At 70.0% G+C, this 26182-nt stretch carries 26 protein-coding genes and 2 pseudogenes; 10 read left to right on the forward strand and 18 right to left on the reverse strand.

The window, feature by feature from the left end; translation table 11 throughout:
* Positions 1-58 precede the first annotated feature (58 nt).
* Positions 59-820: an SDR family NAD(P)-dependent oxidoreductase gene (locus tag AB0O28_RS09410; RefSeq protein WP_363638085.1), complete on the reverse strand. Its 762-nt coding sequence runs from the start codon at positions 818-820 to the stop codon at positions 59-61.
* Positions 821-1048: 228 nt separating this feature from the next.
* Between AB0O28_RS09410 and AB0O28_RS09415 the strand changes: the two genes are divergently transcribed.
* Positions 1049-1966, forward strand: coding sequence for a helix-turn-helix transcriptional regulator (locus AB0O28_RS09415; protein ID WP_363638087.1), 918 nt, complete (start codon positions 1049-1051; stop codon positions 1964-1966).
* Positions 1967-2235: 269 nt separating this feature from the next.
* Positions 2236-4383, forward strand: a complete 2148-nt coding sequence (helR, locus tag AB0O28_RS09420) for an RNA polymerase recycling motor ATPase HelR (protein WP_363638089.1) — start codon at positions 2236-2238, stop codon at positions 4381-4383.
* A gap of 78 nt (positions 4384-4461) precedes the next feature.
* Here helR and AB0O28_RS09425 read toward each other — a convergent pair whose 3' ends face one another.
* Positions 4462-5430 (reverse strand): WYL domain-containing protein, encoded by a 969-nt coding sequence (locus AB0O28_RS09425; protein WP_363638091.1) that lies wholly within the window; start codon positions 5428-5430, stop codon positions 4462-4464.
* A gap of 131 nt (positions 5431-5561) precedes the next feature.
* Here AB0O28_RS09425 and AB0O28_RS09430 point away from each other — a divergent pair, with 131 nt between their 5' ends.
* On the forward strand, positions 5562-5957 hold the full coding sequence (locus AB0O28_RS09430) for a RidA family protein (RefSeq protein ID WP_363638404.1): 396 nt from the start codon (positions 5562-5564) through the stop codon (positions 5955-5957).
* 94 nt (positions 5958-6051) lie between these two features.
* Here AB0O28_RS09430 and AB0O28_RS09435 read toward each other — a convergent pair whose 3' ends face one another.
* Both AB0O28_RS09435 and AB0O28_RS09440 read right to left on the reverse strand, forming a co-directional pair.
* The gene (locus AB0O28_RS09435) at positions 6052-6882 is read right to left on the reverse strand and encodes an MOSC N-terminal beta barrel domain-containing protein (RefSeq protein WP_363638093.1); all 831 of its coding nucleotides are present in this window, start codon (positions 6880-6882) and stop codon (positions 6052-6054) included.
* Between the two features lie 403 nt (positions 6883-7285).
* Positions 7286-7888, reverse strand: a complete 603-nt coding sequence (locus tag AB0O28_RS09440; RefSeq protein ID WP_363638095.1) for a TetR family transcriptional regulator — start codon at positions 7886-7888, stop codon at positions 7286-7288.
* Between the two features lie 253 nt (positions 7889-8141).
* Here AB0O28_RS09440 and AB0O28_RS09445 point away from each other — a divergent pair, with 253 nt between their 5' ends.
* Positions 8142-8690: an FAD-dependent monooxygenase gene (locus tag AB0O28_RS09445; RefSeq protein ID WP_363638097.1), complete on the forward strand. Its 549-nt coding sequence runs from the start codon at positions 8142-8144 to the stop codon at positions 8688-8690.
* 228 nt (positions 8691-8918) lie between these two features.
* Here the strand turns inward: AB0O28_RS09445 and AB0O28_RS09450 are convergent.
* From AB0O28_RS09450 to AB0O28_RS09485, 8 genes and pseudogenes are all read right to left on the reverse strand, one after another.
* Positions 8919-8978, reverse strand: a pseudogene (locus AB0O28_RS09450) (hypothetical protein); the annotation flags it as partial.
* Complete coding sequence (locus AB0O28_RS09455) at positions 8959-9495, reverse strand: tyrosine-type recombinase/integrase (RefSeq protein ID WP_363638099.1); 537 nt, start codon at positions 9493-9495, stop codon at positions 8959-8961. The gene AB0O28_RS09455 and the pseudogene AB0O28_RS09450, both read right to left, overlap by 20 nt.
* The gene (locus tag AB0O28_RS09460; protein WP_363638101.1) at positions 9435-9704 is read right to left on the reverse strand and encodes a hypothetical protein; all 270 of its coding nucleotides are present in this window, start codon (positions 9702-9704) and stop codon (positions 9435-9437) included. The genes AB0O28_RS09455 and AB0O28_RS09460 overlap by 61 nt, the downstream gene beginning before the upstream one ends.
* 404 nt (positions 9705-10108) lie before the next feature.
* The gene (gene acpP, locus AB0O28_RS09465) at positions 10109-10348 is read right to left on the reverse strand and encodes an acyl carrier protein (protein WP_363638103.1); all 240 of its coding nucleotides are present in this window, start codon (positions 10346-10348) and stop codon (positions 10109-10111) included.
* A gap of 294 nt (positions 10349-10642) precedes the next feature.
* A complete protein-coding gene (locus AB0O28_RS09470; RefSeq protein ID WP_363638105.1) occupies positions 10643-12625 on the reverse strand; it encodes a hypothetical protein in 1983 nt (660 codons plus the stop codon).
* A 147-nt stretch (positions 12626-12772) separates the two neighbouring features.
* On the reverse strand, positions 12773-13345 hold the full coding sequence (locus tag AB0O28_RS09475; protein WP_363638107.1) for an HXXEE domain-containing protein: 573 nt from the start codon (positions 13343-13345) through the stop codon (positions 12773-12775).
* A 463-nt stretch (positions 13346-13808) separates the two neighbouring features.
* Entirely contained in the window at positions 13809-16295 is a 2487-nt protein-coding gene (locus AB0O28_RS09480; protein ID WP_363638109.1) for a Tn3 family transposase, read from the reverse strand.
* 14 nt (positions 16296-16309) lie between these two features.
* Positions 16310-16597: pseudogene (locus AB0O28_RS09485) on the reverse strand (DUF4158 domain-containing protein); the annotation flags it as partial.
* Here AB0O28_RS09485 and AB0O28_RS09490 point away from each other — a divergent pair.
* Positions 16596-17294 carry an FAD-dependent monooxygenase gene (locus AB0O28_RS09490; protein WP_363638111.1) on the forward strand — a complete coding sequence of 233 codons (699 nt, stop codon included), beginning with the start codon at positions 16596-16598 and terminating at the stop codon, positions 17292-17294. The pseudogene AB0O28_RS09485 and the gene AB0O28_RS09490 sit on opposite strands and share 2 nt — an antisense overlap.
* Before the next feature lie 76 nt (positions 17295-17370).
* Here AB0O28_RS09490 and AB0O28_RS09495 read toward each other — a convergent pair whose 3' ends face one another.
* Positions 17371-18402 carry a transcriptional regulator gene (locus AB0O28_RS09495; protein WP_363638113.1) on the reverse strand — a complete coding sequence of 344 codons (1032 nt, stop codon included), beginning with the start codon at positions 18400-18402 and terminating at the stop codon, positions 17371-17373.
* A 70-nt stretch (positions 18403-18472) separates the two neighbouring features.
* Here AB0O28_RS09495 and AB0O28_RS09500 point away from each other — a divergent pair, with 70 nt between their 5' ends.
* From AB0O28_RS09500 to AB0O28_RS09510, 3 genes are all read left to right on the forward strand, one after another.
* Positions 18473-19264, forward strand: a complete 792-nt coding sequence (locus tag AB0O28_RS09500; protein ID WP_363638115.1) for a DeoR/GlpR family DNA-binding transcription regulator — start codon at positions 18473-18475, stop codon at positions 19262-19264.
* A gap of 172 nt (positions 19265-19436) precedes the next feature.
* Positions 19437-20774 (forward strand): MFS transporter, encoded by a 1338-nt coding sequence (locus AB0O28_RS09505; protein WP_363638117.1) that lies wholly within the window; start codon positions 19437-19439, stop codon positions 20772-20774.
* A gap of 220 nt (positions 20775-20994) precedes the next feature.
* A complete protein-coding gene (locus tag AB0O28_RS09510; protein WP_363638119.1) occupies positions 20995-21255 on the forward strand; it encodes a GntR family transcriptional regulator in 261 nt (86 codons plus the stop codon).
* Positions 21256-21319: 64 nt separating this feature from the next.
* Here the strand turns inward: AB0O28_RS09510 and AB0O28_RS09515 are convergent, their stop codons facing one another.
* The 4 genes from AB0O28_RS09515 to AB0O28_RS09530 form a co-directional block, all read right to left on the reverse strand.
* On the reverse strand, positions 21320-21919 hold the full coding sequence (locus AB0O28_RS09515) for a GNAT family N-acetyltransferase (protein WP_363638121.1): 600 nt from the start codon (positions 21917-21919) through the stop codon (positions 21320-21322).
* Entirely contained in the window at positions 21916-23388 is a 1473-nt protein-coding gene (locus AB0O28_RS09520; protein WP_363638123.1) for an APC family permease, read from the reverse strand. The genes AB0O28_RS09515 and AB0O28_RS09520 overlap by 4 nt, the downstream gene beginning before the upstream one ends.
* A 27-nt stretch (positions 23389-23415) precedes the next feature.
* The gene (locus AB0O28_RS09525) at positions 23416-24057 is read right to left on the reverse strand and encodes a GPP34 family phosphoprotein (RefSeq protein WP_363638125.1); all 642 of its coding nucleotides are present in this window, start codon (positions 24055-24057) and stop codon (positions 23416-23418) included.
* A gap of 155 nt (positions 24058-24212) precedes the next feature.
* Positions 24213-24356, reverse strand: coding sequence for a hypothetical protein (locus tag AB0O28_RS09530; RefSeq protein ID WP_363638127.1), 144 nt, complete (start codon positions 24354-24356; stop codon positions 24213-24215).
* A gap of 72 nt (positions 24357-24428) precedes the next feature.
* On the opposite strand from AB0O28_RS09530, the gene AB0O28_RS09535 reads away from it, so the two are divergent.
* On the forward strand, positions 24429-24965 hold the full coding sequence (locus AB0O28_RS09535) for a hypothetical protein (protein WP_363638129.1): 537 nt from the start codon (positions 24429-24431) through the stop codon (positions 24963-24965).
* A 58-nt stretch (positions 24966-25023) separates the two neighbouring features.
* Positions 25024-25224, forward strand: a complete 201-nt coding sequence (locus AB0O28_RS09540; RefSeq protein ID WP_363638131.1) for a DUF3072 domain-containing protein — start codon at positions 25024-25026, stop codon at positions 25222-25224.
* 59 nt (positions 25225-25283) lie between these two features.
* Here the strand turns inward: AB0O28_RS09540 and AB0O28_RS09545 are convergent, their stop codons facing one another.
* A complete protein-coding gene (locus tag AB0O28_RS09545) occupies positions 25284-26147 on the reverse strand; it encodes an SDR family oxidoreductase (protein WP_363638133.1) in 864 nt (287 codons plus the stop codon).
* Positions 26148-26182 lie beyond the last annotated feature (35 nt).

Raw genomic sequence — 26182 nt, forward strand, 5'->3', positions numbered from 1 at the left:
ATATCCCCTGTCATGGCCCCGGCCGGCGACTGATGAGAACGCCCCGAGCGGCTCCCGCCTACCGACGGCCCGGAAGCGTCGCGAGCGCCCGCGACCGCTGGGCGACCAGATCGGCGTAGGTGCCGTCGCGCTCGGCCCACCGGTGCATCAGCACGCCCTCGACGAGGATCTCGTGCGGAGTGGGGTCGGCCCGGAGCAGGTCCATCACCTCGGTGGCGAACTCGGCCAGGTCGAGCGCGCGGGGGTTGCGCCGCACCTGCTCCGGCGTGGTGGCCACAGCCGGGGGGACGAGTTCGGACACCTCCACGCCCGTGCCGTCCAGTTGCGCACGCAACGCCTCGGAGTAGGCGTGCACGGCGGCCTTTGAAGCCGCGTAGGTCGGCATGACCGGAAACGGCAGGAATGCGATCCCCGAGGTGACCGTGATGACGGTGCCGGCGCCGCGCCCGACCAGGTGCGGGGTGAACGCGTCGATGACGCGGATGGTGCCGAGGAGGTTGGTGTCGATCATCTGTTGCGCGGCGGCGAAGTGCGCGGGATCGCGCAGGTCCTCGGGGATCCCGATCCCGGACATCGTCACGATCGTGTCGAGGCCCGGGTGTCCGCGGAGGATCGTGTCGCGGGCACGGCCGACGCTGTCCTGGTCGGTCACGTCGATGGGAACGGTGTCGAACCCCTCAGCCGCGAGCCGGCCGAGCAGGTCGGCTCGTCGGCCGCCGACGACGACAGAGCTGCCTGCCGCGGCGAAGCGGCGAGCGAACTCGAGACCGATTCCCGAGGTGGCTCCGGCGATGAAGACGGTCCGGTTGGTGATGTCCATTGATTGCTCCTGCTCAGGGCGCGCCGGTCGGCGGCAGGCCGGTGGGCGCCGTGGATAAGGCGGTGCGGTCCGCGACCGGCACGGTTTCGGCATCGCCGCTTCCGGTTCCTCCCCTGGGCGGCGACGCCTTCAGTGTCGATCCGTTCTCCGGCAGGAGGCAGTGCCCCCGTCTTCCGGGGTCCTGCCAGGGCCCCCTTGGCCGACAGAGCCCGAAATACGATGGCGAACATGAGCGACGACGACCGCGCCAACCTGCTCGGCGGCTATCTCCGTGCCCGGCGGGCCCTGGTCACCCCGGAGCAGGCCGGGCTCGCACCGGGCACGAACCGGCGCGTTCCGGGGCTTCGCCGTGAAGAGGTCGCCATGCTCGCGGGCATCAGCGCCGACTACTACCTGCGGCTGGAACGCGGCCGCGACAAGAACCCCTCAGCACAGGTCCTCGAATCGCTCGCGCGGGTCCTGCACCTCGACGAGCTCGAACAGGAATACCTCCTCGGCCTGGCCGCCGCGCGCCCCAGGCCTCAGCGGCGCAGAAAACCCGAACGTGTCCCCGCACGGTTGCACCAGCTCCTGGCCGGCGTGCAGGTTCCCGCCTTCGTTGAGGGACGCGCGTTCGACGTGCTCGCGTCCAACCGGCTCGCGGTCGCGCTCTCCCCGCGTCTCCAGCCCGGGTACAACCGCCTGCGGTCGCTGCTGCTCGATCCCGAGGAGCAGGCGTTCCAGCAGCACTGGACGCGCTCCGCGGAAGGATTCATCGCCGCCTTCAGGAAGTCCGCCGGGGACGACATCCACAACCCGCGGTTCGTGGAACTGGTGGGCGAGCTCGCCCTGTCGAGCGAGCGCTTCCGAACCCTCTGGGCGCGCCACGACGTCCGCGACCTCGAGGGCGGCACCACCACCGTGAACCACCCCGTCGTCGGTGAGCTGCGTCTGCACCGGGACAAGCTCCCCGTGGACGATCTGCTGCTGGTCCTCTACTACGCCGATCAGGGCAGCGAGAGCGACGAGAAACTACGCCTCCTCGCCTCCATGACCCCGGACCATGCCCACAGAACGAACGCCGGATCACGAACGGCTGAACCGAACAGCCGTCTCAAAACCCACGGTGACCGCCGAGCATCGGGGTGTCCCCGACGGGGATCTTGATCACGTCCGGTCGTCCTGAGGCCGCCGGCATTCCGTTCGTCCGCGGCGGGCCATGACGGGAAAGGGGATCATCCGCTCCTTTCCACTCTCAACGTATAGCGCACAGGGGGGCTTGCGGCAAGACCCCTGTCATGCCGCACAATCGTCCGCCGGGCAGGCAGCGCCTGCGGAAATACCGCTGCCCGTCATGGCCGCCGGGTTCGTCGCAGCGGTCCTGGCGGCCTTGGTGCGCGTAATGGTCGCAAGCGACCCAGATCGGAGCTGATGACGTGAACCCGCTGACCACCAGCGCGTTCGACCTTCCCGAACGTCTGTCCCGCAAGGCCGATCCGCGGCTGATCGCCGCCGATGAGCGGCACTTCGCGGCCGTCGCCGAAAGCCTCGAACAGTCGATCATCGACCTGTCCGGCCGTCTCGACGCCGAACTCAAGGCGCCCGGCGGTGCGGGCCGGCAGACACTGGACCGGGACCTCGAGGTCCACCGGCTGAGCGCTCGCCTGCGCGTGCTGCGCCGTTTCGGGCTGGACCTGTGCCTGGGGCGCATGGTCGGCGCGGACGACCCCGAGCCCGTGTACGTCGGGCGGCTCGGCCTCACCGACAGCGCGGGTCGCCGTCTGCTGCTCGACTGGCGCTCCCCCGCGGCCGAGCCGTTCTTCGGTGCGACCCACGCCAATCCGATGGGGCTGGTCAGCCGCCGCAGGTATCGCTGGACCCGCGGCCTGATCAGCGACTACTGGGACGAGGTGTTCACCCAGGACGGGCTCGACGGGCACGCCGCGCTCGACGACCAGTCCGCCTTCATCGCCAGCCTCGGCGGCAGCCGGTCGTCCCGGATGCGGGACGTGCTCGGCACCATCCAGGCCGACCAGGACGCCGTCATCCGCGCGGGATCCGAGGGCGCTCTCGTCGTCGACGGCGGTCCCGGCACCGGGAAGACCGTCGTCGCCCTGCACCGCTCCGCCTATCTCCTCTACTCCGACCCTCGCCTCGGTCACCGCCGGGGCGGCGTGCTGTTCGTCGGCCCGCATCAGCCCTACCTGGCCTACGTCGCCGACGTGCTGCCCAGCCTCGGAGAGGAGGGCGTGCGGACCTGCACCCTGCGGGACCTCGTGCCCGAGGGAGGCACGGCGGCGATCGAGACGGACCCGGACGTGGCCCGCCTGAAATCGTCCGCGGACATGGTGAAGGCGATCGAGCCGGCCGTCAGGTTCTACGAGAACCCGCCCACCGAGGGGATGACGGTCACGACCCCCTGGTCCGACATCTGGCTGAGCGCCGACGATTGGGCCGAGGCGTTCGAAGCGCCGGAACCCGGCACCCCGCACAACGAGGCGCGCGACCAGATCTGGGAGGAACTGCTCACGATCCTGGTGGACAAGCACGACGGCGACGCCCCGGCCAACCTGCTCCGCAGGTCGCTGCTGCGCAACAGGGAACTGCTCACGGCCCTCAACCGCGCGTGGCCCCTGATCGAAGCGCCCGACCTCGTCGGCGATCTGTGGTCGGTGCCCGCCTACCTACGGCTGTGCGCGCCCTGGCTCGGCCCGGACGACGTACGGAAGCTGCAGCGCGCGGACGCCCATGCGTGGACGGTGTCCGACCTGCCGCTCCTGGACGCGGCGCGGCAGCGGCTCGGCGACCCGGAGGCGTCGCGACGCAAGCGCCGGCAGGACGCCGCCGTCGCCGTCCAGCGCGAGCACATGACCAGGGTCGTCGACGACCTCATCGAGGCCGACGACTCCGAGATGCTCGTGATGTCGATGCTGCGCGGACAGGACCTGCGCGACGCCCTGGTCGACGAGTCCGCGCTGCCCGCGGCCGACCCGGACCGGCTCGCCGGCCCGTTCGCCCACATCGTCGTGGACGAGGCTCAGGAACTCACCGACGCGGAGTGGCAGATGCTGCTGCTCCGCTGCCCGTCCCGGAGCTTCACCATCGTCGGAGACCGCGCCCAGGCCAGGCACGGATTCACCGAGTCATGGCAGGAACGCCTCAAGCGGGTCGGGCTCGACCGCATCACCCTGGCCACGTTGAGCATCAACTATCGGACACCGGAGGAGGTCATGGCGGAGGCCGAGCCGGTCATCCGGGCCGTGCTCCCCGACGCCAACGTGCCGGCCTCCATCCGCGGAAGCGGCGTCCCCGTCGTCCACGGATCCGTCGCGGATCTCGACGCCGTCCTCGGCACCTGGCTCGCCGAGCACGACGAAGGGACCGCCTGCGTCATCGGCGCCCCCGCGTTCCGGGAGACGCCCCGCGTCCGGTCGCTGAGCCCCGAGCTGACGAAGGGGCTCGAGTTCGACCTGGTCGTCCTCGTCGACCCGGAGAGGTTCGGCGAGGGCGTCGAAGGAGCCGTCGACCGCTACGTCGCCATGACGCGGGCGACCCAGCGACTCGTCATCCTCACCGGCTCCTGACGCCGGCGGCCGGACGGGCGCCGCCTTGGCCGGGCCTTGTCCGGGCCGGAACGGCCACCGTCCTCGGCACTCTCCGGATCACGGTCCATAGCGGGCGGCGATCGCGGCCGCGCGGTTGCGCAGGGAGTCGCGCAACCACCGCGGGGCCAGGGCTTCCGCGTCCGTGGCGAGCTGCCACAGCGCCCATTCGGCGTGTCTCGAATCTTGGAAGGTCACCTCCAGACGCAGCCGGCCGTCCGAGCCGGATTCCTCGGCGAGGACCGCCAGCGCGGTGCTCACCAGGTCCTCCCTCCGCGCCGGGTCCACCCGTACCAGCACGGCGAGCTGGTCGCCGCCGGTCCGGAACCGCGTGCTGCGTTCCTGCCAGGTCCGGTCCAGATCGATGCGGTCCGGTCGCTGTGCGGGTTCGGCGAGTTCCTCGGCGGCCAGGATCCGCGACAGCCGATAGGTGCGGTCCGCGCCGGACCTCGTGGCCAGCAGGTAGCCCCGGTCGCGTACGGTGACCAGGCCGATCGGGTCCACCGTGCGCCACTTCGGGGCCTGGTCCACGGCCGCGTAGTGGATCCGCAGTTTGTGTCCGGCGAACACCGCGCGCAGGACCTCGGCCGCTACGGCGTCAGGCACCTCCTCAGCGACCAGCCGGCGCGAGAGGAGGTCGGTCTCCGGGTCGATGAGCAGCCGCTCGGCCGCGCCGGCCGCGGTGTCCCGGTAGCTTTCCGGCAGCGCGTCAACCACCTTGAGCATCGCCGAGGCGAGCGCCGAGCCGAGGCCGAACGCCTGCGCGCCGCGCCGCGATCCGGCGACCAGCAGGGCAAGGGCCTCGTCGTGGTTCAGTCCGGTGAGCTCGGTCCGGAAACCGGGCAACAGCGCGAAACCGCCGTGCCGCCCGCGTTCGGCGTAGACCGGGACGCCCGCTGCGGACAGCGCCTCGATGTCGCGCAGCACGGTGCGGGTGGACACCTCCAGCTCGCGGGCCAGCGCGGCCGCGGACAGCCGGCCGTGCTGCCGCAGCAGCAGCACCAGCGAGACCAACCGGTCGGCGCGCACCCGAGAAATGTACCGAGATATACGACAAAGGATGTCGTGATTTGTTGGGAGGCTCATCAACGCGACCGAGAACGGCGGCTACCGAGCCGACCGGCGCACGTGACGTCGACCCGAATGGAGCTGATGTGGCAATGGAGCGAACGGCGATCAACCCCTGGGCGTGGTCGATGAAGCTGGGATACAACCAGGGTGAGATCGTCTCCGGGCACACCCGGACCCTGTACTGCGCGGGGCAGGCCGCGATGGGCGGCGACGGTGAGCCCCTGCATGCGGGTGACATGGCGGCGCAGCTGGCGCTGAGCCTCGACAACCTGGAGGCCGTGCTCGGCGAGGCCGGCATGTCCCTCGCCGGCCTCGTCCGGCTCAACGTCTACACCACCGACGTCGACCGGCTCTTCGAGCACTACGGCGTGCTGGCGTCGCGGTTGGGCGCCGCCGGAGTGGCGCCGTCCACCACGATGCTCGGGGTGACCCGGCTGGCGGTCCCCGGCCTGATGGTCGAGCTTGAGGGGACCGCCGTCGCGTGATGTGACCGTGCCGTCTCCTGCGGCCCGGCCGGAGACGGCACGAGGAGGAGGCAGGTGGCGGGCCTGACCGCCTCCTGAGACCCGTGCTGCCGGGTCAGGGCTCGATGGCGAGGACGGTCACCGGGTCGCCGACCCGGATTTCGCCGTAGCTGCGGGGGACGAAGCGGACACCGAACCAGGTCTTGCCGTCCCAGCGGCGATGGCGGGCCAGGGTGCGGAGGGGTTCCTTGCCCTTCTGCAGGGTGGTCGGGTCGTAGGTGGGCACGGCGCAGCGGTCGCAGAGTTCGGACATGCGGAAGCGGAGGGCGCCGATGCGGATCTCCCGCCAGGTGTCCTCGACAAAGGGCGCGAAGCCGTCCACGACGAGGCTGGGACGGAAGCGGGCCATGTCAAGGGGTGCGGGGACCTCCTCCTGACGATCGAGGGCGCCCTCGGCGATCCACTCGTCGAGCCGGCGGAGGGAGGAACGGGAGGTGAGCAGGAAGGGGGCGTCCCCGGCGAAGCTGACGACGTCGCCGGGGATGCCTCCGTGAGAGGCCGGGACGGCGCAGCGGCGAGGGTCGTCCTGCCAGACGAGGCGGGCGGGTTTCCCCAGCAATCCGGTGAACCAGGCATGGGCCTCCGGATGGGCGAGGACCGCCGTGTCCAGTTCCACGAAGTGGACAGGGACGTGCTCACCGGTGGCCGGGGGGACCTTCAGCCGCGGCAGACCCGGAGCCTCGAGCAGGAGGCCGTCGTCGGCGGTGGGGGTGGCCACGACGGAGAGCAGCCGCGGATTCTCCCCGACCCAGTGCAGGTTCCCCGACTCGTCCACCACGGCCCACCGGCGGTCCCCCGCCAGCCCCCACGGCTCCACGACCGCCGAATCAACAACCCACCCGGAAACTGACTTAACCGGATATCTACGGATCTCGGCCAGCTTCATTCCGCCAGGCTACGTCCGAGAATCGTTCCCAGAAAGCCGCGTTGGCCGCGATGCTGCCCGCCCACACGGAGCCGGCATCGTCACCTTCGCCGCGTCCGCCGGCGGTTTCGCAGAGCTCCTCTGCCCTGCCCTGGTTACGCGGGCGCGTCACAGCAGGGCCGCACGCGTTAAGGCCGCAGCCGCCTCACGGGGTCGTTGGGATTCTTTATGAAATTGATCTCGCATTTTTCACTCGTCAAGCGCCTTTACAATGTAGATCAGCAAAAAAGGTAGTGAGTTTCGCTGGTCGTTTCCACGAGGCCAGACGAGCTACATCCGGGTCCGCGCGTACGCGTGCAGTGCGTCGCGGACGAACCTCGCCCCCGCAGCGTCGACGTACATGTCTCCCAGGCAGGTCACCATGTCACGTGCGGGCGGCGCCGGGCTTCGCGGCCGGGTTTTCCCAGCCGTGTTCGAGGAGTTCGAAGGCGGCCTCCACGGCCTGTTCGGGATCGGCGGCGCGGTGGGCGAGGGCGGCGCTCTCCAGGGCGAAGTGGGCCAGGGCGGCGCTGCGCGGGTCGTCGGACGGGGCGCCGGTGTCGGCGGCGATCGCGCGAGCGAGTGCGTCCTGATGGCGCATCCACATGCGGTGGGCGTAGGCGCTGAGGGCGGGGGTGGTCTTCACCAGGTCCGCGAACTGGCTGTAGCGGGCGTCGGAGCCGCCGGCGTGGATGCGTACGCGTTTGACGTGGACGCACAGGGCCCGGGGGATGGTCGTGCCGCGAGCGCGGTCGCGCACGGCGGCGACCAGGGCGGCCTCCTGGTCGGCTTCCTGGTCGAAGACCAGGGCTTCTTTGCTGGGGAAGTGCTTCAGGAGCGTCGTGGTGGACACGTCGGCGGCCTCGGCGACGTCATGCAGGGTGACGTTGTCGTAGCCGTGCGCGATGAAAAGGTTCAGGGCGGCGTCGGCGAGCGCTTGGCGGGTGGCCGCCTTCTTCCGCTCGCGCCGGCCTACGGGCGTCGTCATGCTGACATCGTACAGATGTCTGGGCAGTACAAAAAATTGTGTCGTTGCACTTTTTGATCGAGTGTGCTTTTGTGGGCGTCGGCGGAAGGACGCGCCCCGCCGCGCTCCTCCCCCGCCCTCCCGGCACGGTCAGGTCAGCCGCCGGCCGTCACAGGGGCTTTCCCGTCGCCGCCCCCGGCCGGCACCTGCCCCCGAACTCGGCCGCCGGCCGCACACCCGGCCGGCGCGACACCCATCACCGAGGAGTACCAGCATGATTCCCGCCTCCGCCCGTGTCGCCGTCATCGGCGCCGGACCCGCCGGCCTGACGACGGCCCGCATTCTGCAACTGCACGGCATCGACGTCACCGTCTACGACCTCGACGCCTCCGCCGCCGCCCGGGACCAGGGCGGCACCCTGGACATGCACCCCGGCACCGGCCGGCACGCGCTGCGGGCCGCCGGCCTGTGGGACGCCTTCACCACTCTGGCCCGCCCGGAAGGCGAGCAGATCCGCCTGGTCAGCCGTGACGGCGAGGTGCTCTTCGACGCCGCACCGCCCGGCGACGGCCAGGGCAACCCCGAGATCGACCGCGGCCGTCTGCGCGGCCTTCTCGTGAACTCCCTCACCCCGGCACCGTCCGGTGGGGCCACAAACTGGAGCGCGCCGAACCCCTCGGCGACGGCCGCCACCGACTCCACTTCGCCCACGGCGCCACCACCGACACCGACCTCGTCGTGGGAGGCGACGGAGCCTGGTCCCGGGTGCGCCGCCTGGTGGCCTCGCTGTAGTCCCGGGGAAATTTCCAACAGATTTGCATGACCTGCGGCGATACGCAGTCGTTTGCAGGAACTCGGGAGGCCGATTGGAGTCTACTGGTGAGTATTAGCGCTAAGCCGCGACGGCATGTGTTGGCGGGGGATGCGCTGGTCAGTGCGTACGGCGGCGGGGCGCCAGGACCTCGGTGACCTTGGCGATGGCTTCGGCGCCGGGTCGGACGTAGCGCATGGCGGTGCGGGGGTTCTTGTGCCGGGTTTTGCCCATGATGAGCTGCAGCGGGATCTCGGCGTCGCCGAGGTGGGTGGCGGCGCTATGGCGCAGCTGGTGCAGGTCGAGCCCGGCGTGCTTGTCGAGCAGGACGCGGGCGCGGTCGTAGCCGAGGCGGGCGCGGCCGGTGTGCGGGCACGGGGCGGCGCATCGACAGGAACAGCGGGCCGTTCGTGCGGGTGCTGCCGTCGGGGAGGCGGAGCAGGCGGGGTAGCAGGTGGGCGGTGCCGCGCTCCCAGTAGACCCATTCGAGGGCGCCGCCTTTGGAGCGGACGGGGGCGCGGCGGTGCTCCAGGTCGAGGTCCTCGATGTTCAGCGCGAGGACCTCGGTGGCCCGGGCGGCGGTCTCGTACAGCATCCGCCACAGCGTCTTCTCCCGCAGCGGGACGTCGCGGCGCGACAGCAGCCGGTGAATGGTGGTCTTGGCCACGGCGCGGGTCTCGTCGGCGGTTTCCTTGCGGCGTTCGGCGTCGGCCGGGACGGACGGGGCGGCCCAGTGCTTTTTGGTCTGGCACCAGGTCAGCCAGGAGGTGATGGCGGCGCGGTTGCGGTTCCAGATGGCCGGCGCGCACGTGCCCACAGGTCGGTGAGCGCGGTGCCGACCTCGGTGTCGGCGACGTCGGCGAGCGGCCGGTCGCGGCCGAGCAGGGCGATGGTGCGGTCGATGGCCGAGGCGTAGGCGCGCTGGGTGTTGGGGTTGGCGGTGCGCGCGGTGGCGAGGAAGGCGTCGGCGGCTGCGGCGAGGGTGACGTGCCCGCCGCGAAGGGCGGCGACCTTCGCGGCGCTCATGCGGGCCGTCGCGCGACGGCTGCGGCGATGTACCGGATAACGTGCGGGAGTCGCGCACCGCCTGGGCGGGGGGTTCTCCTGGTTGTCGTGCCCTCATGATCGCTCATGTACGCGATAATAGGCGTTTATCACGTACATGGCCGATGCCCGTCGAGAGGACATCCCAGGGTCGCCTCTCGGCGGGAGGTCACTTGGTGAAGGTGGTTTCTCTGACGTTCTTCAGGAAGTCGGTGTACTTCATGCCGCTCATCCGTAGGGGTGCCGGTAAGAAACGCGTCACCAGCCCCAAACAGCAATCGGCGCACCGGACAGAACCTAAGCTTTGTCCGGTGCGCTGACTGCCGTTTTCGTCACCCACAGCCACTTTGGGGCTCATCGCACGGGCCCGAGTGGAGGGCATAGCGCTATGCTCGCCTCTGGACGTATGTGATCGCATCGTTGACGGTGCGGATATACTGGGCGTCCCCCTCGGGGATCTCCAGGTTGTACTCCTCCTCCAGGGCCGCGATGATCTCAGCCATGGCTATATCGTCGGCTCCGAGGTCATCAATGATCAAGGCGTTGGGGTTCACCTGCCTCGTGAGGTCGAGTTGTTCGGCGACGATCTGCTTTACCCGCGCCTCGATAGTGGTCTCGGTGGTCACGTAGCCCCCCTGGCTCGCCGGACGAATCGCCTCGAGCCTCTCATGCGAGAACACTCAACTGGAGGTTCGACATGCGCAGGTCACGCCCCTTGCCAACGACTCATATGTCAGACCGTCCTCGCAGCATGGCTACCTGGCGTTACGTGGCGGCGGCTGCGGCCCCGTTCGGGAGCAGACCTCCGAGACCTTAGTCATTGGCGCCTAGAATCACCGCAGGTCAGAGGCTACTTCGTTGGAAATTTCCTCATGACTGCCGGGACCCCCATGAGACCGGGGATCGAGCCCGGCCGTTCCTCAGCGGCGATACATCACATACAGCCTGCCGTCGTGGGAGGTCGCGGCGACCTCATCCTTCGGTTTGATGGCGCCTTGTCCACCGACCTGCTGGGGCGCGGTCCACTGAGTGGCGTCCGTGTAGGTGCCGACCAGCAGGGTGTTGTCCATCGCGCGAAGGAAGATCCATAGTTTGCCGTCATGGAGGGTGAGCGTCGGGCCATGGGTGATGCGCCACCCCCTTGCGCCTCCGGTTCCGACGTCGTCGCGCCAGCCGGTGGGTGAGCCTGAAACGCTGAACGCCAGCGAGTTGTCCATCCCGCGGACGATCCTCCATACCTGCTGGGAGCCGTGGGGGGCCATCGTGGCGGGGCTGTCCACCAACCAGTCGAGGTTGGAACTGTGGGGGGAGCTCCACCCTCTGCCGTCGTGCGTGTTGTGATAGAGCCTGCCGTCGGTGCCGACGTGCGTCAGCCACAGCCGGCCCGGGATTGCGGCCATGGACGGGGCATAGCCGGAGCTGTAGCTGTTGAACTTCGTGACCCCGCTCCAGCCCCCGGATTCGGTGAATCTGCGCCAGTACAAGGCGTTGTTTACGCCGGTGACGGCGTAGAACAGCTCGTTGTGGGCCACGCAGAGAGCGGGGGCGCAGTAGCTGTGGTCCCCGCCGACCCGTTCGGGTGTCCTCCACTTCCCGTTCTCCAGGCGCGTCCACATCACCGCCCGATCGCTGCGGACGAACGCGGCGTAGAGCTTGCCCTTGTACGAAGCCAGGGCGGGAGGCGTGATGCTCTTCCAAGGCAGAGCGACCGGCGCGCCCCATCCCTGGCTGGTGCGCACGGCGTACTCCAAAGTGGCCTCGGGGAAGGGCACCGCGTCGCCGGTGAACTTCACCCGCAGCTCGTGGTGGCCATCGCCGTTGAAGTGCCATTGCGTGCTTCCGCGGTGGGAGAGCACGGCCAAGACATCCTGGTCGAGGAACAGGGTGCGCGCGCTGGAGAGGTCGTTTTTGTTCACCAGGTCGGCCACGTTGACCGCATGCGAGGTGATGTCGGCCAGAAGTCCAAGGAGCTCCATTCCCGGCATCTGGGCGATGAGTGTCCATGCGACGTTGAGAAAGATGTTGTTGTTCATCTCTCGCACGAGCCCGAGGATGTCGTAGTCGCCACCGCCGCCGGTGTCCCATTCCCAGCAGGCGACACTCAAGATCAGCCCGGTACTTGTGGAGCCGTTGAAGACGTTCCGGTTGAACACGCTGAAGGCCGGGGTCTTGCCCGCCGTGGCCTTGTCGCCGCCGAACTCCTCTGAGAGGAACGGCTCGGCCCCGCGTCGGTCACTGCTGCCGCCCGAGACCCAGCGGATCTCGTCCCTGGTGTTCGGCCATCCGTCACCCACCACGCGATGGACATGGAAGTTCTCGAACTCCAGATAGGCCTGGCGGAGCGGCTCTGCCCGCTCAGCGTCCTGCGCCGTCTGCCCGTTGCCGGGTGTGGTGAGCACGGCGGGCGCGCTGACGCCGAAGCCCCATTCGCGCATGCCCTCGATGAACTCCGGGCTGTCGAAGTCCTCTCCCGCTGCCAGCGCCTCTGCGGTGATCAGTGCCGTGTTCGACTGCGCCATCCACTCCTCCCCCACAGCCGGGAGATCCTTCACCAGATCAGCGAAGTCGTAGCCCTCCGACACCGGACGGCTGGTGATGACCTCGGGCACCCCCACCAGCGTCCCTCGCACGCTCACCGTCTCCCGGTAGATGCGCCCCCAGCCCTTGAGCTCCTCCTCCGGCACCACCACCCGTAGCGCTTGCAGCAGCGTGTCCTCCAGCTCGGTCAGCTGCTCGCCTTGGCGCAGCCGATCGGCGGCATGCAGCGTCGCCCCGAATATGACGTTGGCCTTCTGCGTGCGCGCCAGATTCCGCCCCAGACGCGAATCGCCACGCGTTCCGGCCAGCAGACTCCGCAGTTGCTCCAGCCGCTGCTGCTGAGTCGTGTCCTCACTGGTGGTCATGCGCACCGCCTTCCTGTTGCCGGGCCGGCCCCCAACGGGCCAGGCCCCACACGACGCTACGCTCACGTAGAGCACACGAATATCTACTTTAAGTGACGAAGATCAAAAATGTCTGGTGAAACCTGGACAGAGCCGCTCGTTTGAGGCTCATAACGCGTTTCTTACCGGCGCCTCTCGTACGACGATCTGCTGCGCCAGGGCGAGGCCCGCGAGCATGTACAGGAAGGCATACAGCCATTCGGCGGGCTGAAGCAGGTCGTGCTGCGCGGTGTGGATGATGGCGCTCAGGGACAGCGGCAGCAGGAGCAGCCCGGCGGTGATGAGGCCGGGTGAGTAGAAGCGCTTGAGGTCGAACATCTTGATCGCGGCGGTGTGGGCGATGGCCTCCAGGATGCCGAGCATCATCGGGGCGATGGCCAGGAAGGCCACGTTCGGCAGGAGCAGCGGGACGAAGGCTATGAACAAGACGTAGGTGGCGGTGATGATCTCGCCGAAGTGGGGGCTGCGGGCGGCGAAGCCCAGTTTGTCGGTGATCATAGCGGTGAAGCCGCCGGGGAAGCGCCCTTCTTCCCACAGGTGCAGGACCAGCGCGAAGCTGAACAGGCCGACCATCCGCTGCGGGACGGGGAGCGAGGACCAGCTCACGAGGGTGTAGAGGAGGGCCGCGGCGCTGAGCGCGGTCAGCAGGTACAGGTTGTGGCGGGCGATGAAGCTTTTCATGAGCGGACTCCTGCGGGGTGGGGGTTTCTGCCCGGCGCTTAGCCGCGCAACCGGGTCGCCCGTGCCGGATCGGCCGCGCGGTCCAGGCCGCTGATCGTGAGAGAACACATCCCGGGATCAGGGTCCGGCGCCGCCGCGGGAGATGTGTCGTGCTGCGCGGCCTGGTGCAGGGTGGCGCAGCCGGGCGCGTTCGGCCGCGCTCAGCGGCCGCCGGCCCGGCAGATCGTGCCAGCCGTCCGGCCGGGCCGACACCGTATAGGCACGCCCGGCCCCGGGCGGGTTGTCACTGTCGTCGCTCACCAGGCTCTACTGCTCCGGCTCAGCGTCGACGGCGGCGGCCTCACGCAGCTCGCGCAGGCGTCCGTACAGGTCGGCGGCCGGATCCCCATCGGGGTGCACGGCTCGTTTGCGGCGTCACTGTCGAATGGGCGCATGCACCGCCTGCAGGCCAGGGACGTGACGATCAGATCGACATCGCCTCCGCGGCAACCGGGCGCAACGGCCGCCAGCCGCCGCCGTCCAGCTCCGCCTCCACATCCACGGTGATCACGCCGAAGAAGTTGACGTTCTCACTGTGCGCCGGGGAGATGTGGGCGAGCAGCTCGTCCGGGACGTCGCGGCCGGCCGCCCGCAACTGCCGCGCGGCCAGCGAATAGTACTCCGTCGTCCAGGTGATGACAGCGTTGGTCAACACGGTCAGGCACCACGCCTGGTCCGTCTGGTCGGCCAAGGCCGGCTTCGTGACCGTGCCCTGCTGGGCGTAGTACAGGTCACGGCGCAGCGCATGCAGGCTCTCGCCCTTGTTCAGCTGGCGGGCGATCTTCCTGCTATAGGCCGGGTCGGACAGATACTTCGCCGCGTGCAGGGTACGGCGCAGCATGCCCCACTCCTTCAGCTCGAACAGCGGCAGATCGGTGGCGTTACCCAGGAAGTCGTCCAGCACGAAGTGCGCCTCCCGTGCGCCCGGTACGATGATCTTGGTGCCGAACGTGGAGTGCTGATCCGACACGTGCGTGTAGGACGAGAGCACCTGCCCGCCGTGGACGGTCATGTCCCGGGCGGTCGTGCTCTTGCCCCGCACCGGGAAACGCTGGCCGTCCGAGCTCGACATGGTGCCGCCGCCGAACACCTTCGACAGCGCCAGCCCATGGTGATGGTTGACCAGGCAGGTGTTGGCCTCGCGCAGCGTCTCCTCCCGCACGTACCACTCCTGCGTCCAGCGCAGCACGTCATACGGGATACCGCAGGCCTCCGACATCCGGGCGAGCCCCAAATTGGTGGCGTTGGCGATGAGCACGCTGAGGATGTTGCGTTTGAGATCGGCCGAGCGGGCCTGCTTGCGGCCGCCGGCGTGGGTGAAGCAGTCCAGGAACCCGGTGCGCACGTCCAGCTCGATCAGCAGCGAGGCGATCGGCGCGAACGGCAGCATCCCGGTCAGTTCCGCCTTCAGCTCCTTGACCTCGCCCGGCACGTCCTCGGCCGACAGCGGCGGGATGACCAGCTGGTCGTCCTCATCCAGCCGCACCGCGCCGGTGTCGTCCGGCAGCGCCGCAGCCAGCGTCTGCTCCAGCTGTGCCAGCGCGGCGCCCAGTTCCTCCTTGCCCTGCTCGATCGCCTCGGCCGCGTTAGCGGGCTTGCGGACCAGCTTGCAGAAGTCGGCGCGCCGTGGCGCCCACTGCTCGGGCGTGTACAGGTAGGTGGCCGGGTCGGCGTAGCGGCGCGAGCCGGGCACGAAGATGTCGCCCGAGCGCAGCCCGTCGCGCAGCGCCAGCACCACGCACAGCTCCCAATAGTGGCGGTAGGCGGTCTCGTCACCGTCTTTTCGCGCCTTGGCCAGGTACTCGGCGTAGCGGGTGGGCACGAACGAGGTCGGCGCGCCCTCGGGCACCTTGCGGCCGCCGCTCTCGTTCAGCCGCTTCAAGATGGCCACCGCCTCCATCAGATCCGCGGTGCCGGTGCTGCCCTGGAAGTCGATCGCCGCCAGTACCTGCGGGGTGAACTGGCGCAGGTAGGTGTAGGAGGCATGCAGCGCCGACAGCCGGCCGTGATCGCGGGGCAGCTTCTTCCAGCCCTCGGAGACGACCTCGCGCAGCCTGCTCATCCCGATCGTGTTGCGCAGCAGGCCGCCGATCTGCTCGTCCGGGATGGACGTGTCGGCGAGCACCGGCAAGATCACATCCAGCAGCAGTTGGCGGGCCTCACCGGCCTTGGCCCGCTCGACCAGCGCCTCGTCCGTCTTGGACTTGGCTCGCGACTCCCGGGCGGACACGGCCTGGTCGAACAGCATCACCACCTCGTCGACCTGATCGACCGCGGACTGGGTGACCACCGCGAGCAAGATCGGGTAGCGCCGCTGCGGCTCGCGGCGTTCCAGCGCCTGGTTGGTCGAGCGGCGGCCGACCGAGGCCAGAAAACGGCGCCGTTCGGCCGCCAGCGCCGACACATCCAGGGTGTGGGCGTCCATGTTGCGCAGGTAGAGCAGCTTGTCGATGGCGGTCTTGACCGAGGTCGCGCTGGGATCGGTGGCCGCTTTGATCAGCCAGGCCAGCCGGGTCATCTTCAGCCCGGCGTCATAGACCAGCAGCCGGTCCAGATCCGCGCGTAGCTGATCGGTGAGCAGGTGCGCCACCTTCTCCCAGGTCAGCGCGGTGGCGCCGGTTCGGGCGGCGGCGACCATCTTGGCCAGCGTCGTCACGCCCGGCCGGATCGTCTTGGCCGCCATCAAATACTCGGTGGCCAAGTTGAACAACAGCGTGGGCGAGTCATGCTCCATCGCCCGGTCCAGCAGGAACTGCTCCAGCTCCTTCATCGCGGTGCTGCCGGCCGGGGCGCTCTTCCACCCCAGATAGCCGGCCACCAACCGCAGATGATCGCTGCGTGTCTGCTCCCGCTGACCGCACTCGGCCAGAACGTCCGGATCGATCCCCAGCCGCTCGGCCAGCCGGCCCACGCCACCGGCGGCGCCGAACTCACCTCATCCGGCACGAACCCCAACCAGGGCAACGTGGCGAGCTGGACGGCAAGCCCTAATCGATCACCCGGGCCGCGGCCGCGGCCCGGGTCGATGGAGGCGACGTCGGCGGACGCCAGGGTGAAGTACCGGATCAGATCCTCGCGGCTGATGTCGGGGAAAGACCGCAGCCGCTCCAGCTGGTCCTCGGAGAACATTCGGGTCGACATCGACCATCTCCACACCGCAACCCGGGTCAGGACCGTACGAACCGTAGCGGAAGTGATCAACAAACGGAACATGCCCGTATCAGTGCAGGTCAGGCAAATCCGTTGGAAATTTCCCCGGGACTACAGCGAGGCCCTGGTCTCCGACGCCGTCCCGGTCTACACCGGCGTCACCTTCGTCGAAACCGGCCTCAACGACGCCGACGCCCGCCACCCAGAGCTCGCCGCCCTCACCGGCGACGGCACCATGCTGGCCCTCGACGACAACCTCGGCTTCGTCGCCCAGCGCAACAGCGGCGGCCACATCCGCGTCTATGTCGGCATGCGCACCCCCGAGGACTGGCACCGGCAGGCCGGCGTCGACCTGGCCGACCCCACCGCCGTCCGCGACGCCCTCCTGGAGCGCTTCGCCCACTGGAGCCCGGCGCTGCGCGGCTACATCACCGACACCGGCTACGTCAACCGCCCGCTGTTCGCCCTGCCCGTCCCCCACGTCTGGGAGCACACCCCCGGGGTCACCCTCCTCGGCGACGCCGCCCACCTGATGTCCCCCTTCTCCGGCATGGGCGCCAATCTCGCCATGCGCGACGGCGCCGACCTCGCCCGCGCCCTCATCGATCACGCCGAGCTGGACGACGCCGTCATCGCCTACGAGAAGATCCTCCTGCCCCGCTCCGTCGAGGCGGCCGAGGGTGCGGCCGAAGGCATCGACGGCGCCTTCTCTCCCGACAGCGCCGAACAGACCCTCGCGCACATGACCGCCCACCACTGATACCCACCAGACCCCGGCCCCGGCGGTGCGGCCGTCCAGGAGTGACAACAGGACGCGGGCGGTGCCGGCCGGCGGGTCACGGCGGATTTGCCGGATCGGGGGCGGGCGGCATCCGCACCGGCGAGACGCCGCCGTCCGGCGCCGCGCCGTACACGCGGGACAGGTCGGCGACGGCCTCGGCCATCAGCGCGCGGAGGTCGGCCGGCTCCAGCACCTCGACGAGAGCGCCCATGCGCAGGAACAACCACCGCGCGTGCGTGAGTGACTCGATCGGCAGCGTGAGCCGGGTCCAGCCGCCGGACTCCGGCTGCCCGCCGGCCAGCGCCTTGTCGACGACGTCTCCCCCAAGGGTGTACCGGAGCAGGTCCTCCGCCCCCGGCGCGAGCCGTATCACCGCCTCTGCCGTGTACATGCGTGAGGCGAACTCCGCGGCGAAGCCGCGCCAGAACTCGGCGAGGTCGAAGTCCGCCGGCCGTTCGAAGCGCTCGGGCAGCACCTCGGCCTCCAGGATGCGGCCCACCCGGTAGGTCCGCACCGTGCCCGAGCAGGCGGCGGCGAGATACCAGGAACCGCCCTTCAACACCAGGCCGTAGGGATGCACCAGCCGTTCCACCTCCGCCGGCCCCCACCGGCGGTAGCGCAGCCGGAGCGCCCGCTCCTCCCACACCGCCTCCGCGACCTCCGTGAGGAACGGCGCCTCGTCGGCGCCGCGATACCAGCCAGGCACGTCGAGGTGGAATCTCTCCCGCATCCTGGCCGCGTGGGACCGCGGTTCGGGCGGCAGCGCGGCCAGCAGCTTCAGCTCCGCCGCCGCGGCGAAGTCGGCGAGCCCGAGCTCGGCTGCCGGGCCCGGCAGCCCGGCCAGGAACAGGGAGGACGCCTCCTCCACGGTGAGCCCGTTCAGGCGGGTACGGTAGCCGTCGAGCAGCCGGTAGCCGCCCAGCGGGCCACGGTCGGCGTAAACGGGCACCCCGGCGGCCGACAGGGCCTCGACGTCGCGATAGACGGTCCTGACCGAGACTTCGAGTTCTTCGGCGATCTCCGTGGCGGTCATCCTGCCGCGGGTCTGCAGCAGGAGCAGCAGGGACAGCAACCGGCTCGCGCGCATGCGACCAGTCTGCCACCTTTACAAAGTAGATTTATTTGCTTTCGCACATGACCTGTGTTCAAATGCACACATGGAAAGTGCCGATCGGATCCGGGCCATCATGAACGCGCTGCGCACCGCCGACAGCGTCTCCGTGGCGGAGCTGGCGCTGGCGTACGGCGTGTCGGAGATGACCATCCGGCGCGACCTCGACGAACTCGCCCAGCAGGGGGTGGTCCGGCGGGTACGCGGCGGCGCCCTGAGCCTGCTGCTGCGCGGCGAGGAGCCGCCCTTCGGGGTGCGCGAGCGGGAGGCGATCGACGCCAAGCGCCACATCGGCGCCGAGGTCGCCGCGCTGCTGGCCGACGGCGAGGCCGTGCTGCTCGACGGCGGCACGACCGCGCTCGAAGTCGCCCGGGCCGTACGCGAGCGACGCCTGACCGTCCTGCCGCTGGCGCTGCAGGCGGCCCAGGAACTGGCGGCCGCACCCCGCATCCGCCTCGTCCTGCCGGGAGGAGAGGTGCGGCACGGGGAGATGAACTTCATGGGCCCGCTCACCGAGACCTCGATCAAGGCCCTCCGGTTCGACACCGCGGTGATCGGCTGCTGCGGCCTGTCGGCCGAGCACGGCCTGACCGCCCACGACCTGCCCGAGGTGGCCATCAAGCAGGCCGCGATCGCCTCGGCCCGCCGCGTCGTCGTCGCGTGCGACTCGGGCAAGTTCGCCCGGACGGCGTTCGGTGCGGTCTGCGGGCTCGACCGGCTCGACGTGGTCGTCACGGACGAGGGCATCCCCCGAGACCAGCACGACGCCCTCGCCGCCGCCGGAGTCACCGTCCGCACCGTGCCCGCCTCCGCCCCCGCGTCGGTCCCCGTCACCTGAGCACCGCCTCTCCCCCGCGTGTGCGGCGTCACGCCGAAGCCGTCCGTGGCCGTGGCCGGCGTCGCACCGGGTTCGCAACCGCACGGTCAGTCGACCCGACGCTCCTCGGGGGCGGTGCGGTGCGAACACCTTCCCTGATCGTTCGCACAGCCGCCGCCTCCACACCAGCCGCTTGGCACTGGCTGCCCGGCCCCGGCCACCTCCACACCGGCCGCCGCAGGCACTTCCACGCCGGGGCACAGACGAACCTTCCAGTACGAATCGCTCGGCACTCGAGGAGCACCCCATGGCTCTGTCCGCCCCCGCCCGCCCCGTGCTCCTGCGCGCACGTGTGGCCGTCTACGGACTGTTCCTGCTGTCGGGCATGGCCATCGGCACGTGGACCAGCCGGATTCCCGCCATCAAGGCCGGCCTGGGACTGAGCGACGGCGCGCTCAGCCTCGGCCTGCTCGGCATCGCGGCCGGCGCCATCACCGGCATGCAGGTCGTCGGCCGGCTGGTGGACCGTCACGGCAGTTACCGGACCATGCTGCCGATGGCCATCGTCCAGGGCCTCGTCCTGGTGATTCCCGCCTACATGCCCAACCTGCCGGCGCTGGCGCTGTCCCTGTTCGCGTTCGGCGCGGTGCACGGCACCCTCGACGTGGCCATGAACGCCAACGCCGTCGTCGTCGAGCGGGCCTACGGCCGGCCGATCATGTCGTCCTTCCACGCGGTGTTCAGCGTGGGCGGGTTCGCGGGGGCGTCCGCCGGCGGACTGTTCGCGCACGCCGGGGTGAGCCCGGGGGCGACCTTCGCGGCGATGGGTGCGGTGATCCTGCTCATCGCCCTGCTGAGCGCCCGCTGGGCCGTCCGGGACGACCCGGCGCGAGAGGCGGCGCAGGTCGCGTCCCCCGCGACCGGCCCGGCACGGCGGTGGCGCGTCAACAGCGCCGTGCTGTTCCTCGGCGTCCTCGGCTTCTGCTGCATGATCGGAGAAGGCGCCTCGGCCGACTGGAGTTCCGTCTACCTGCGCGACAACCTGGGCTCCTCCGCCGGCTTCGCCGCGGCCGCGTACGCGGCGTTCTCGATCATGATGACGGCCGGCCGGTTCGCCGGGGACCGCCTCGCCGCCCGGCTGGGGCCGGTCACGCTGGTCCGCTGCTGCGGGGGGCTGGCCGGGGTGGGCCTCGCGGCAGGGATCCTCGTCGGTCACCCCGTCGCCGGGGTCGTTGGCTTCGGGCTGTTCGGCGCGGGCCTGTCGTGCATCGTTCCCCAGGTGTTCTCGGCCGCCGGGCATCGCGACCCCGCCCAGTCGGGTCGCGCGCTGGCCGCCGTGGCGAGTCTCGGCTACACCGGCTTCCTCACCGGTCCCGTTCTCATCGGCGGCCTGGCCGAGGCCGTCTCCCTTCCGCACGCGCTGCTGGTGCCCGCCGTGCTCGCGTTGTTCGTGGCCCTCGCCGCTCCGGCGCTGCGCTCGCCCCGGCCGGAACCCTCGGCCGGCCGCCACGCCGAGCCCGCCCGCGAGTGAGCCGCCTGGGGAGACCGCCGGAGCGGGTACTGCCGGCCGGTGCCCGGGGAGCCGCTCCGCGCGCCGAGACAGGGCCCGGCTTCGCGCGATCGCCGACGACGCCACCGATCCGGCCGATCACGGCAACCGGATCGCGGCCGCCGGTCACGGGGCGGTGGGGAACGACAAGCCGGGGCGGAGGCCGAGGATTGGAACGGGCGGGGACGGGCAGTGGGGGGGCGTGGCCGTCACCAGCGATTCCGACGAGCCGGTCCCCGCGTACCGGCGGCTCGCGGCGATGCTGCGCGAGGAGATCGTGCGCGGCCGGATCGAGCCCGACCGTCCTCTGCCGCCCGAGGAGCGCCTCGTGCGGGAGCACGGTTTCGCGCCCGACGAAGTTCGCCGCGCCGTCGAGGTGCTCAGCGGCGAAGGTCTTGTGTACGTGGTCGAAGGGCAGGGGGCGTACGTGTCCACCCGGGCCGAGGAGACGGGCGGCGGCTGAGCGGTCGGGCTGAGCGATCTGCCGCCGCCCGTCTTCCGGCCTCGGTGGTTCGCGGGCTGTGCGGTTATCCGGGCTGCGCGGACGAGCGGGGCTCGCGCCACATGGGGTACATGACCGGACCATCGGGCAGCCGCACCAGTTCGGGCATGTCGGCGTAGCCGTGGCGGAGATAGAGCCGCCGGCTCGCCTGGCTGCTGGCCTCCAGATAGGCCGCGATACCTTCGGCGTCGCACCTGCGGTGGTGTTCCTCCAGCAGCAGGCTGCCCAGGCCGCGGCCGGTCCTCCCCCGCTTGAGTGCGATGAACGCCAGGTAGTGGTGCGGCTCGTGCGGGTGCAGCTTGTCCATCAGCTCCCCGAGGAGACGGTAACGTCCGGCGTTCTCCCCCGCGAAGGACGCGATCGCCTCCTGCTCACCGGGGATCTCGGGGAACGGCGCGGCGAACCAGACCGCTACACCGGCCAGTTCGCCCGACTCGTGGATGCCGTAGACGTCGCCGTGTTCCAGCGCGTGCCCGGCCCACATGGTGAAGAACCGCCGCTGCATCGGCAGGCGGTCGTCCATCCGCGGGATGAGCCATCTGGTGATCTCGTCGGTGTGGAAGGTGTCGGCGATGAGGCCGCCGGCCGCGTCCGCGTCCGCCAGCCGGGTGATCTCGGCGGTCACTTGACGCCCCCGCCGACGGCCCGCGCGCCCAGGCCGATGTTGGCGTACACCTCCGGCCGGGTCGACCTCAGCACCCGGCCCCAGACGAGGCCGAAGACGATCGCCACGACGAAGATCCCGGGCAGGACCCAGCGGAGGATCGAGTCGGGCTCGACCCCGAGGACCGTGTCGAAGTTGACGAGGGTGAGACCGATGATCACGCAGAGCGCCAGGATCGCCAGGGCCGGGGCGACGCGGGTGCGCCAGGTCGTCTCCCCCCGGGGGTCACGGGAGAAGAACACGATCACCGAGATCGAGGTGACGGTGAGCAGGGTCAGCAGCCCGAGACCGCCGAAGGTGCCGAAGATGAAGAACATCTTGGTGACCGGGTCGAGGCCGGAGACCGCGTACACGGTGATCACGATCAGCCCGAGCACCGTCTGCAGCAGAGACCCGGCGATCGGAGCGGCGGTGCGGGCCGAGGTGCGGCCGAAGACCGAGGGCAGGACGTTCTCCCGGCCCAGAGCGAAGATGTAGCGGGCCGTGGTGTTGTGGAAGGCGATCATACAGGCGACGCTGCTGGTCACGAACAGCACCGAGCCGATGGTCGAGACGGCGGAGCCCAGGTGGGCGGCGGCCTGGTTGAAGATGAGCTCGGTCCCCTGCTCCGAGGCGGCCTTGACGATCCCGTCCGGCCCGGTCGGCACCGTCTGCGCCCAGGCGGAGAACGAGTACAGCACGGCGATGATCGCGATGCCCAGGTAGGTGGCGATGGGCACCGTCCTGTGGCGGTCCTTGGACTCCTCGGCGAAGACCACCGACGACTCGATACCGGCGAACCCCGCGACGACGGTGGCGAGCGCCGCGCCCACGCCGGGCACGAACAGCGCGCCGGGGGTGAAGCCCTCGAAGCTGAGACCGCCCGCGGCGGCGTGCGTCACGTCGCCGAAATCGAACAGCAGCACGATGGCGATCTCACTGATCAGCAGGATGGACAGGATCTTGCCGTTGACCTCCACGCGCAGCAGGCCGAGCACGCCGGTCAGCGCCCAGGCCACGAGCGCGATCACCCACCACGGGGGCGAGCCGCCGAACCAGTCGGTGAGCAGCGGCTCGGCCGCCGATCCGATGATTCCGTAGAGGCCGAGTTGCAGCGCGTTGTACGCCAGCAGAGCCACCCATGCGGTCGCGACTCCCTGGGTGCGGCCGAGACCCTGCGCGGCGTAGGCGTAGAAGGCGCCCGCGTTGACCACGTGCCTGGCCATCGTCACGTATCCGACGGCGAAGAGCGCGAAGACGGCGCCCAGCAGCAGGAACGCGAACGGGACGCCGATGACGCCCGTCACCGTGTACGCCGTCGGGACCGACCCCGCGACGACCATCAGGGGCGCCGCCGCGGAGATGACGAAGAACACGATGGACGGTACGCCGAGCCGGTCCTCGGCCAGTGCGGCGGTGACGGCGCTGGGCCGTTGCTGTGTGAGGGACACCTGGAACTCCGTGTTAGGGGGGTGGGGTCACCGGCGGCTGATGACGGCCTCGCCGACGGCGACCTTGGTTTGGGCGATGAGTCTCTGCAGCGGTAGGGGGAGCATGGCGGTCGCGGCGGCCACGAACGGGGGATCGTGCTCGGACAGGACCCGCTGGGCGCAGCCGGCCGCGGCCAGGAGCCCCAGGAGGAGGCAATCCCGGGTCACCGGCGGCCTGCGCCGCTGCACGGCGAGGTTCAGGCGGGCGAGCGGCCATGCGGCGGTGTTCACGTCCGCCGGCGCCGCGGGCTGATGCTTCAGCAGGTGCCTGACCGGAGGCTTCAGCAGCTTCGCGGCGATCATCCTGGCGGTGACGTCGGCGTAGATCGTGCGGGCGAAGAAGAGGAGCCACGTGCCGACCGGGTGGTATGGCTCGGCGATGACGTGACTGAGCACCGCGCGGGTGAGCGGGTCGCCTCCGGCCTCCTGGACCGTCGCGTAGAGGCGTTCGGGGGTCGCGGCGACGTCGAGCGCCACGCGCTCGGCGATCATGAGTTCTCCGAGGACCCCGCTCGCCAGCACCAGCCCGGTGAGCCGGGAATGAAGCAACGGATGACCCGTCGCATTGTCGTGCAGGACAAAGTAGAGATCATCGACAAGGGACGGGCTCGAAAGATCGCTTTCAGCCACGGTCGGCGATGATATAGGCGAATTGTTCTATCTGTCAGCGCGCGAATTCGTGGTTCATGGACAATTCCGCATTATTGGCGCGCTATATATCATTTGAGCCGACCGGAATCCCGTTTTCGGCTGACGCAATCACGATCCAGGGTGCGCCGGGCCGGTCAGCGAAGCAGGACGTTGGCCAGGATCGTGAGCAGGATCGACGCGACGACCGAGATGACGATCATCATGAGGCAGCCCGCCGCTCCCCCGAGCGGCCGGATCTTGAAATTTCCCGGCATGGTGTCCTCCCGCTGCTGCTCCATGTGCGCCTACCCCCGGCCCGCGCACCGAACCGAGCGCGGTTTGTCCGTTTTTCGGCCGGGCATCGTCGGCCTATGACCACCCAGGACGACAGGGGCGCAGCGGCCCTGGCCCGCGCCCACGGGCTCTTCAACATGGCGGGCGGACTGTGGCCGCTCCTGCACCTGCCGAGCTTCGAGAAAGTGTTCGGCGCGAAGACCGACCGATGGCTGGAACGCACGGTCGCCGGGCTCCTCGTGGGTATCGGGTGGACGCAGATCCGCGGCGCGTCCAGCCCCGGCGGCGCCGACCAGGCACGCCGTCTGGGCATGGCCACGGCGGCGACGCTGCTCGCCGTCGATCTGGTCTACGTGCCCACGGGCCGCATCCGGCCCACCTATCTTCTCGACGCGGCGGCCGAAGCGATGTGGCTGCGCGCCTGGCGGGCCCGCGCCGTACGGCCCGAGCCTCCGTCGACCCGGACCGGCTCGATGTTCGCCGCGGCGGCGGCGCTGGCCGCGGGATGCGCCACGGGCGGCGTGCTCGCCGCGCGGATGCTGCGGCGACGGGCGGAGCCCGCCGAGTCCGAGCTCACCCGCGCCCGCTACCTGCGCCATCCCGCCGCACGGTGATCCGGTTACGGACCACGACGACGGGTAGAGCGAACGGCAGTTCGACAATGGAGGAGTCATGGACCGAGGACCTGTGGAGAAGGACCCCGAGGAGTGGGCGACCGGGGACGAGCCGATGACCGCGCCGCAGGAGTCCTACCTGCGCACGCTGGCCAGGGAGGCCGGGCGGGACGTGCCGGAGGGACTCAGCAAGGCCGAGGCCTCCCGGCTGATCGACGAGCTGCAGGACCAGAGCCGCCGCCTGAACGAGAACGGGTGAACCACGCCGAAGGGCCGCCCGGGTCTTCCGCGGGCGGCCCTTCGGCTCCACCGGCGCCGTCACCCGGGCAGCGTCTCGCCGCCGATCGGGGCGAGGACCTCGCCCGTGTAGTACGACGACAGCCGGTTGGCGGCGAAGAACACGTACGACGGTGCGATCTCGTCCGGGTCGGCAGGCCGGCCCATCGGCACCTGCTGACCGAACTTGTCCACCTTCTCCTCCGGGAACGTCGACGGGATGAGCGGCGTCCAGACCGGTCCGGGGGCCACGGCGTTGATCCGGATCCCCCGTTCGACCAGCACCTGGGCCATCGAGTAGGTGAACGCGTTGATCGCACCCTTGGTCGCGGAGTAGTCGATCAGGGTCTTGTTGCCGCGCAGCCCGTTGATCGACGAGGTGTTCACGATCGAGCCGCCCTCCGGCATGTGCCGCAGCGCGGCCTTGGTCACCCGGAAGTAGCTGTGGATGTTGACCGCGAAGGTGTGCTCCCACTGCTCGTCCGGCAGCTCTTCCAACGACTGCACGGGGGTCTGCGTGGCCACGTTGTTCACGAGCACGTCGATGCCGCCGAGCTCGCGGACCGTGCGTTCCACGACCTCCTCGCAGTGCCGGGGATCGGCGAGGTCGCCGGGGATGGTCACGCAGCGGCGGCCCTCCTGCTCCACGAGCTTCCTGGTGTGCTCGGCGTCCTCGTGCTCGGTCAGGTACGCGATCGCGACGTCCGCCCCCTCCTTGGCGAACGCCACGGCGACGGCCCGCCCGATGCCGGAGTCGCCGCCGGTGACGAGGGCGCGCTTGCCGGCCAGCAGGTCGCGTCCGGCGTAGTCGCGCATCTCGTCCCTGGGCTCGGGCGTCATCTCGCCCGTCCGGCCCGGGTACGGCTGCGTCTGCGGTGGCGGTGTGGAGTTCGGCTGCTCAGACATGCACGTCGGGTACCCCTGCCCGTCCAGGGCAAACG

The organism is Microbispora sp. NPDC088329 (assembly GCF_040685655.1).
Classification (GTDB): Bacteria; Actinomycetota; Actinomycetes; order Streptosporangiales; family Streptosporangiaceae; genus Microbispora.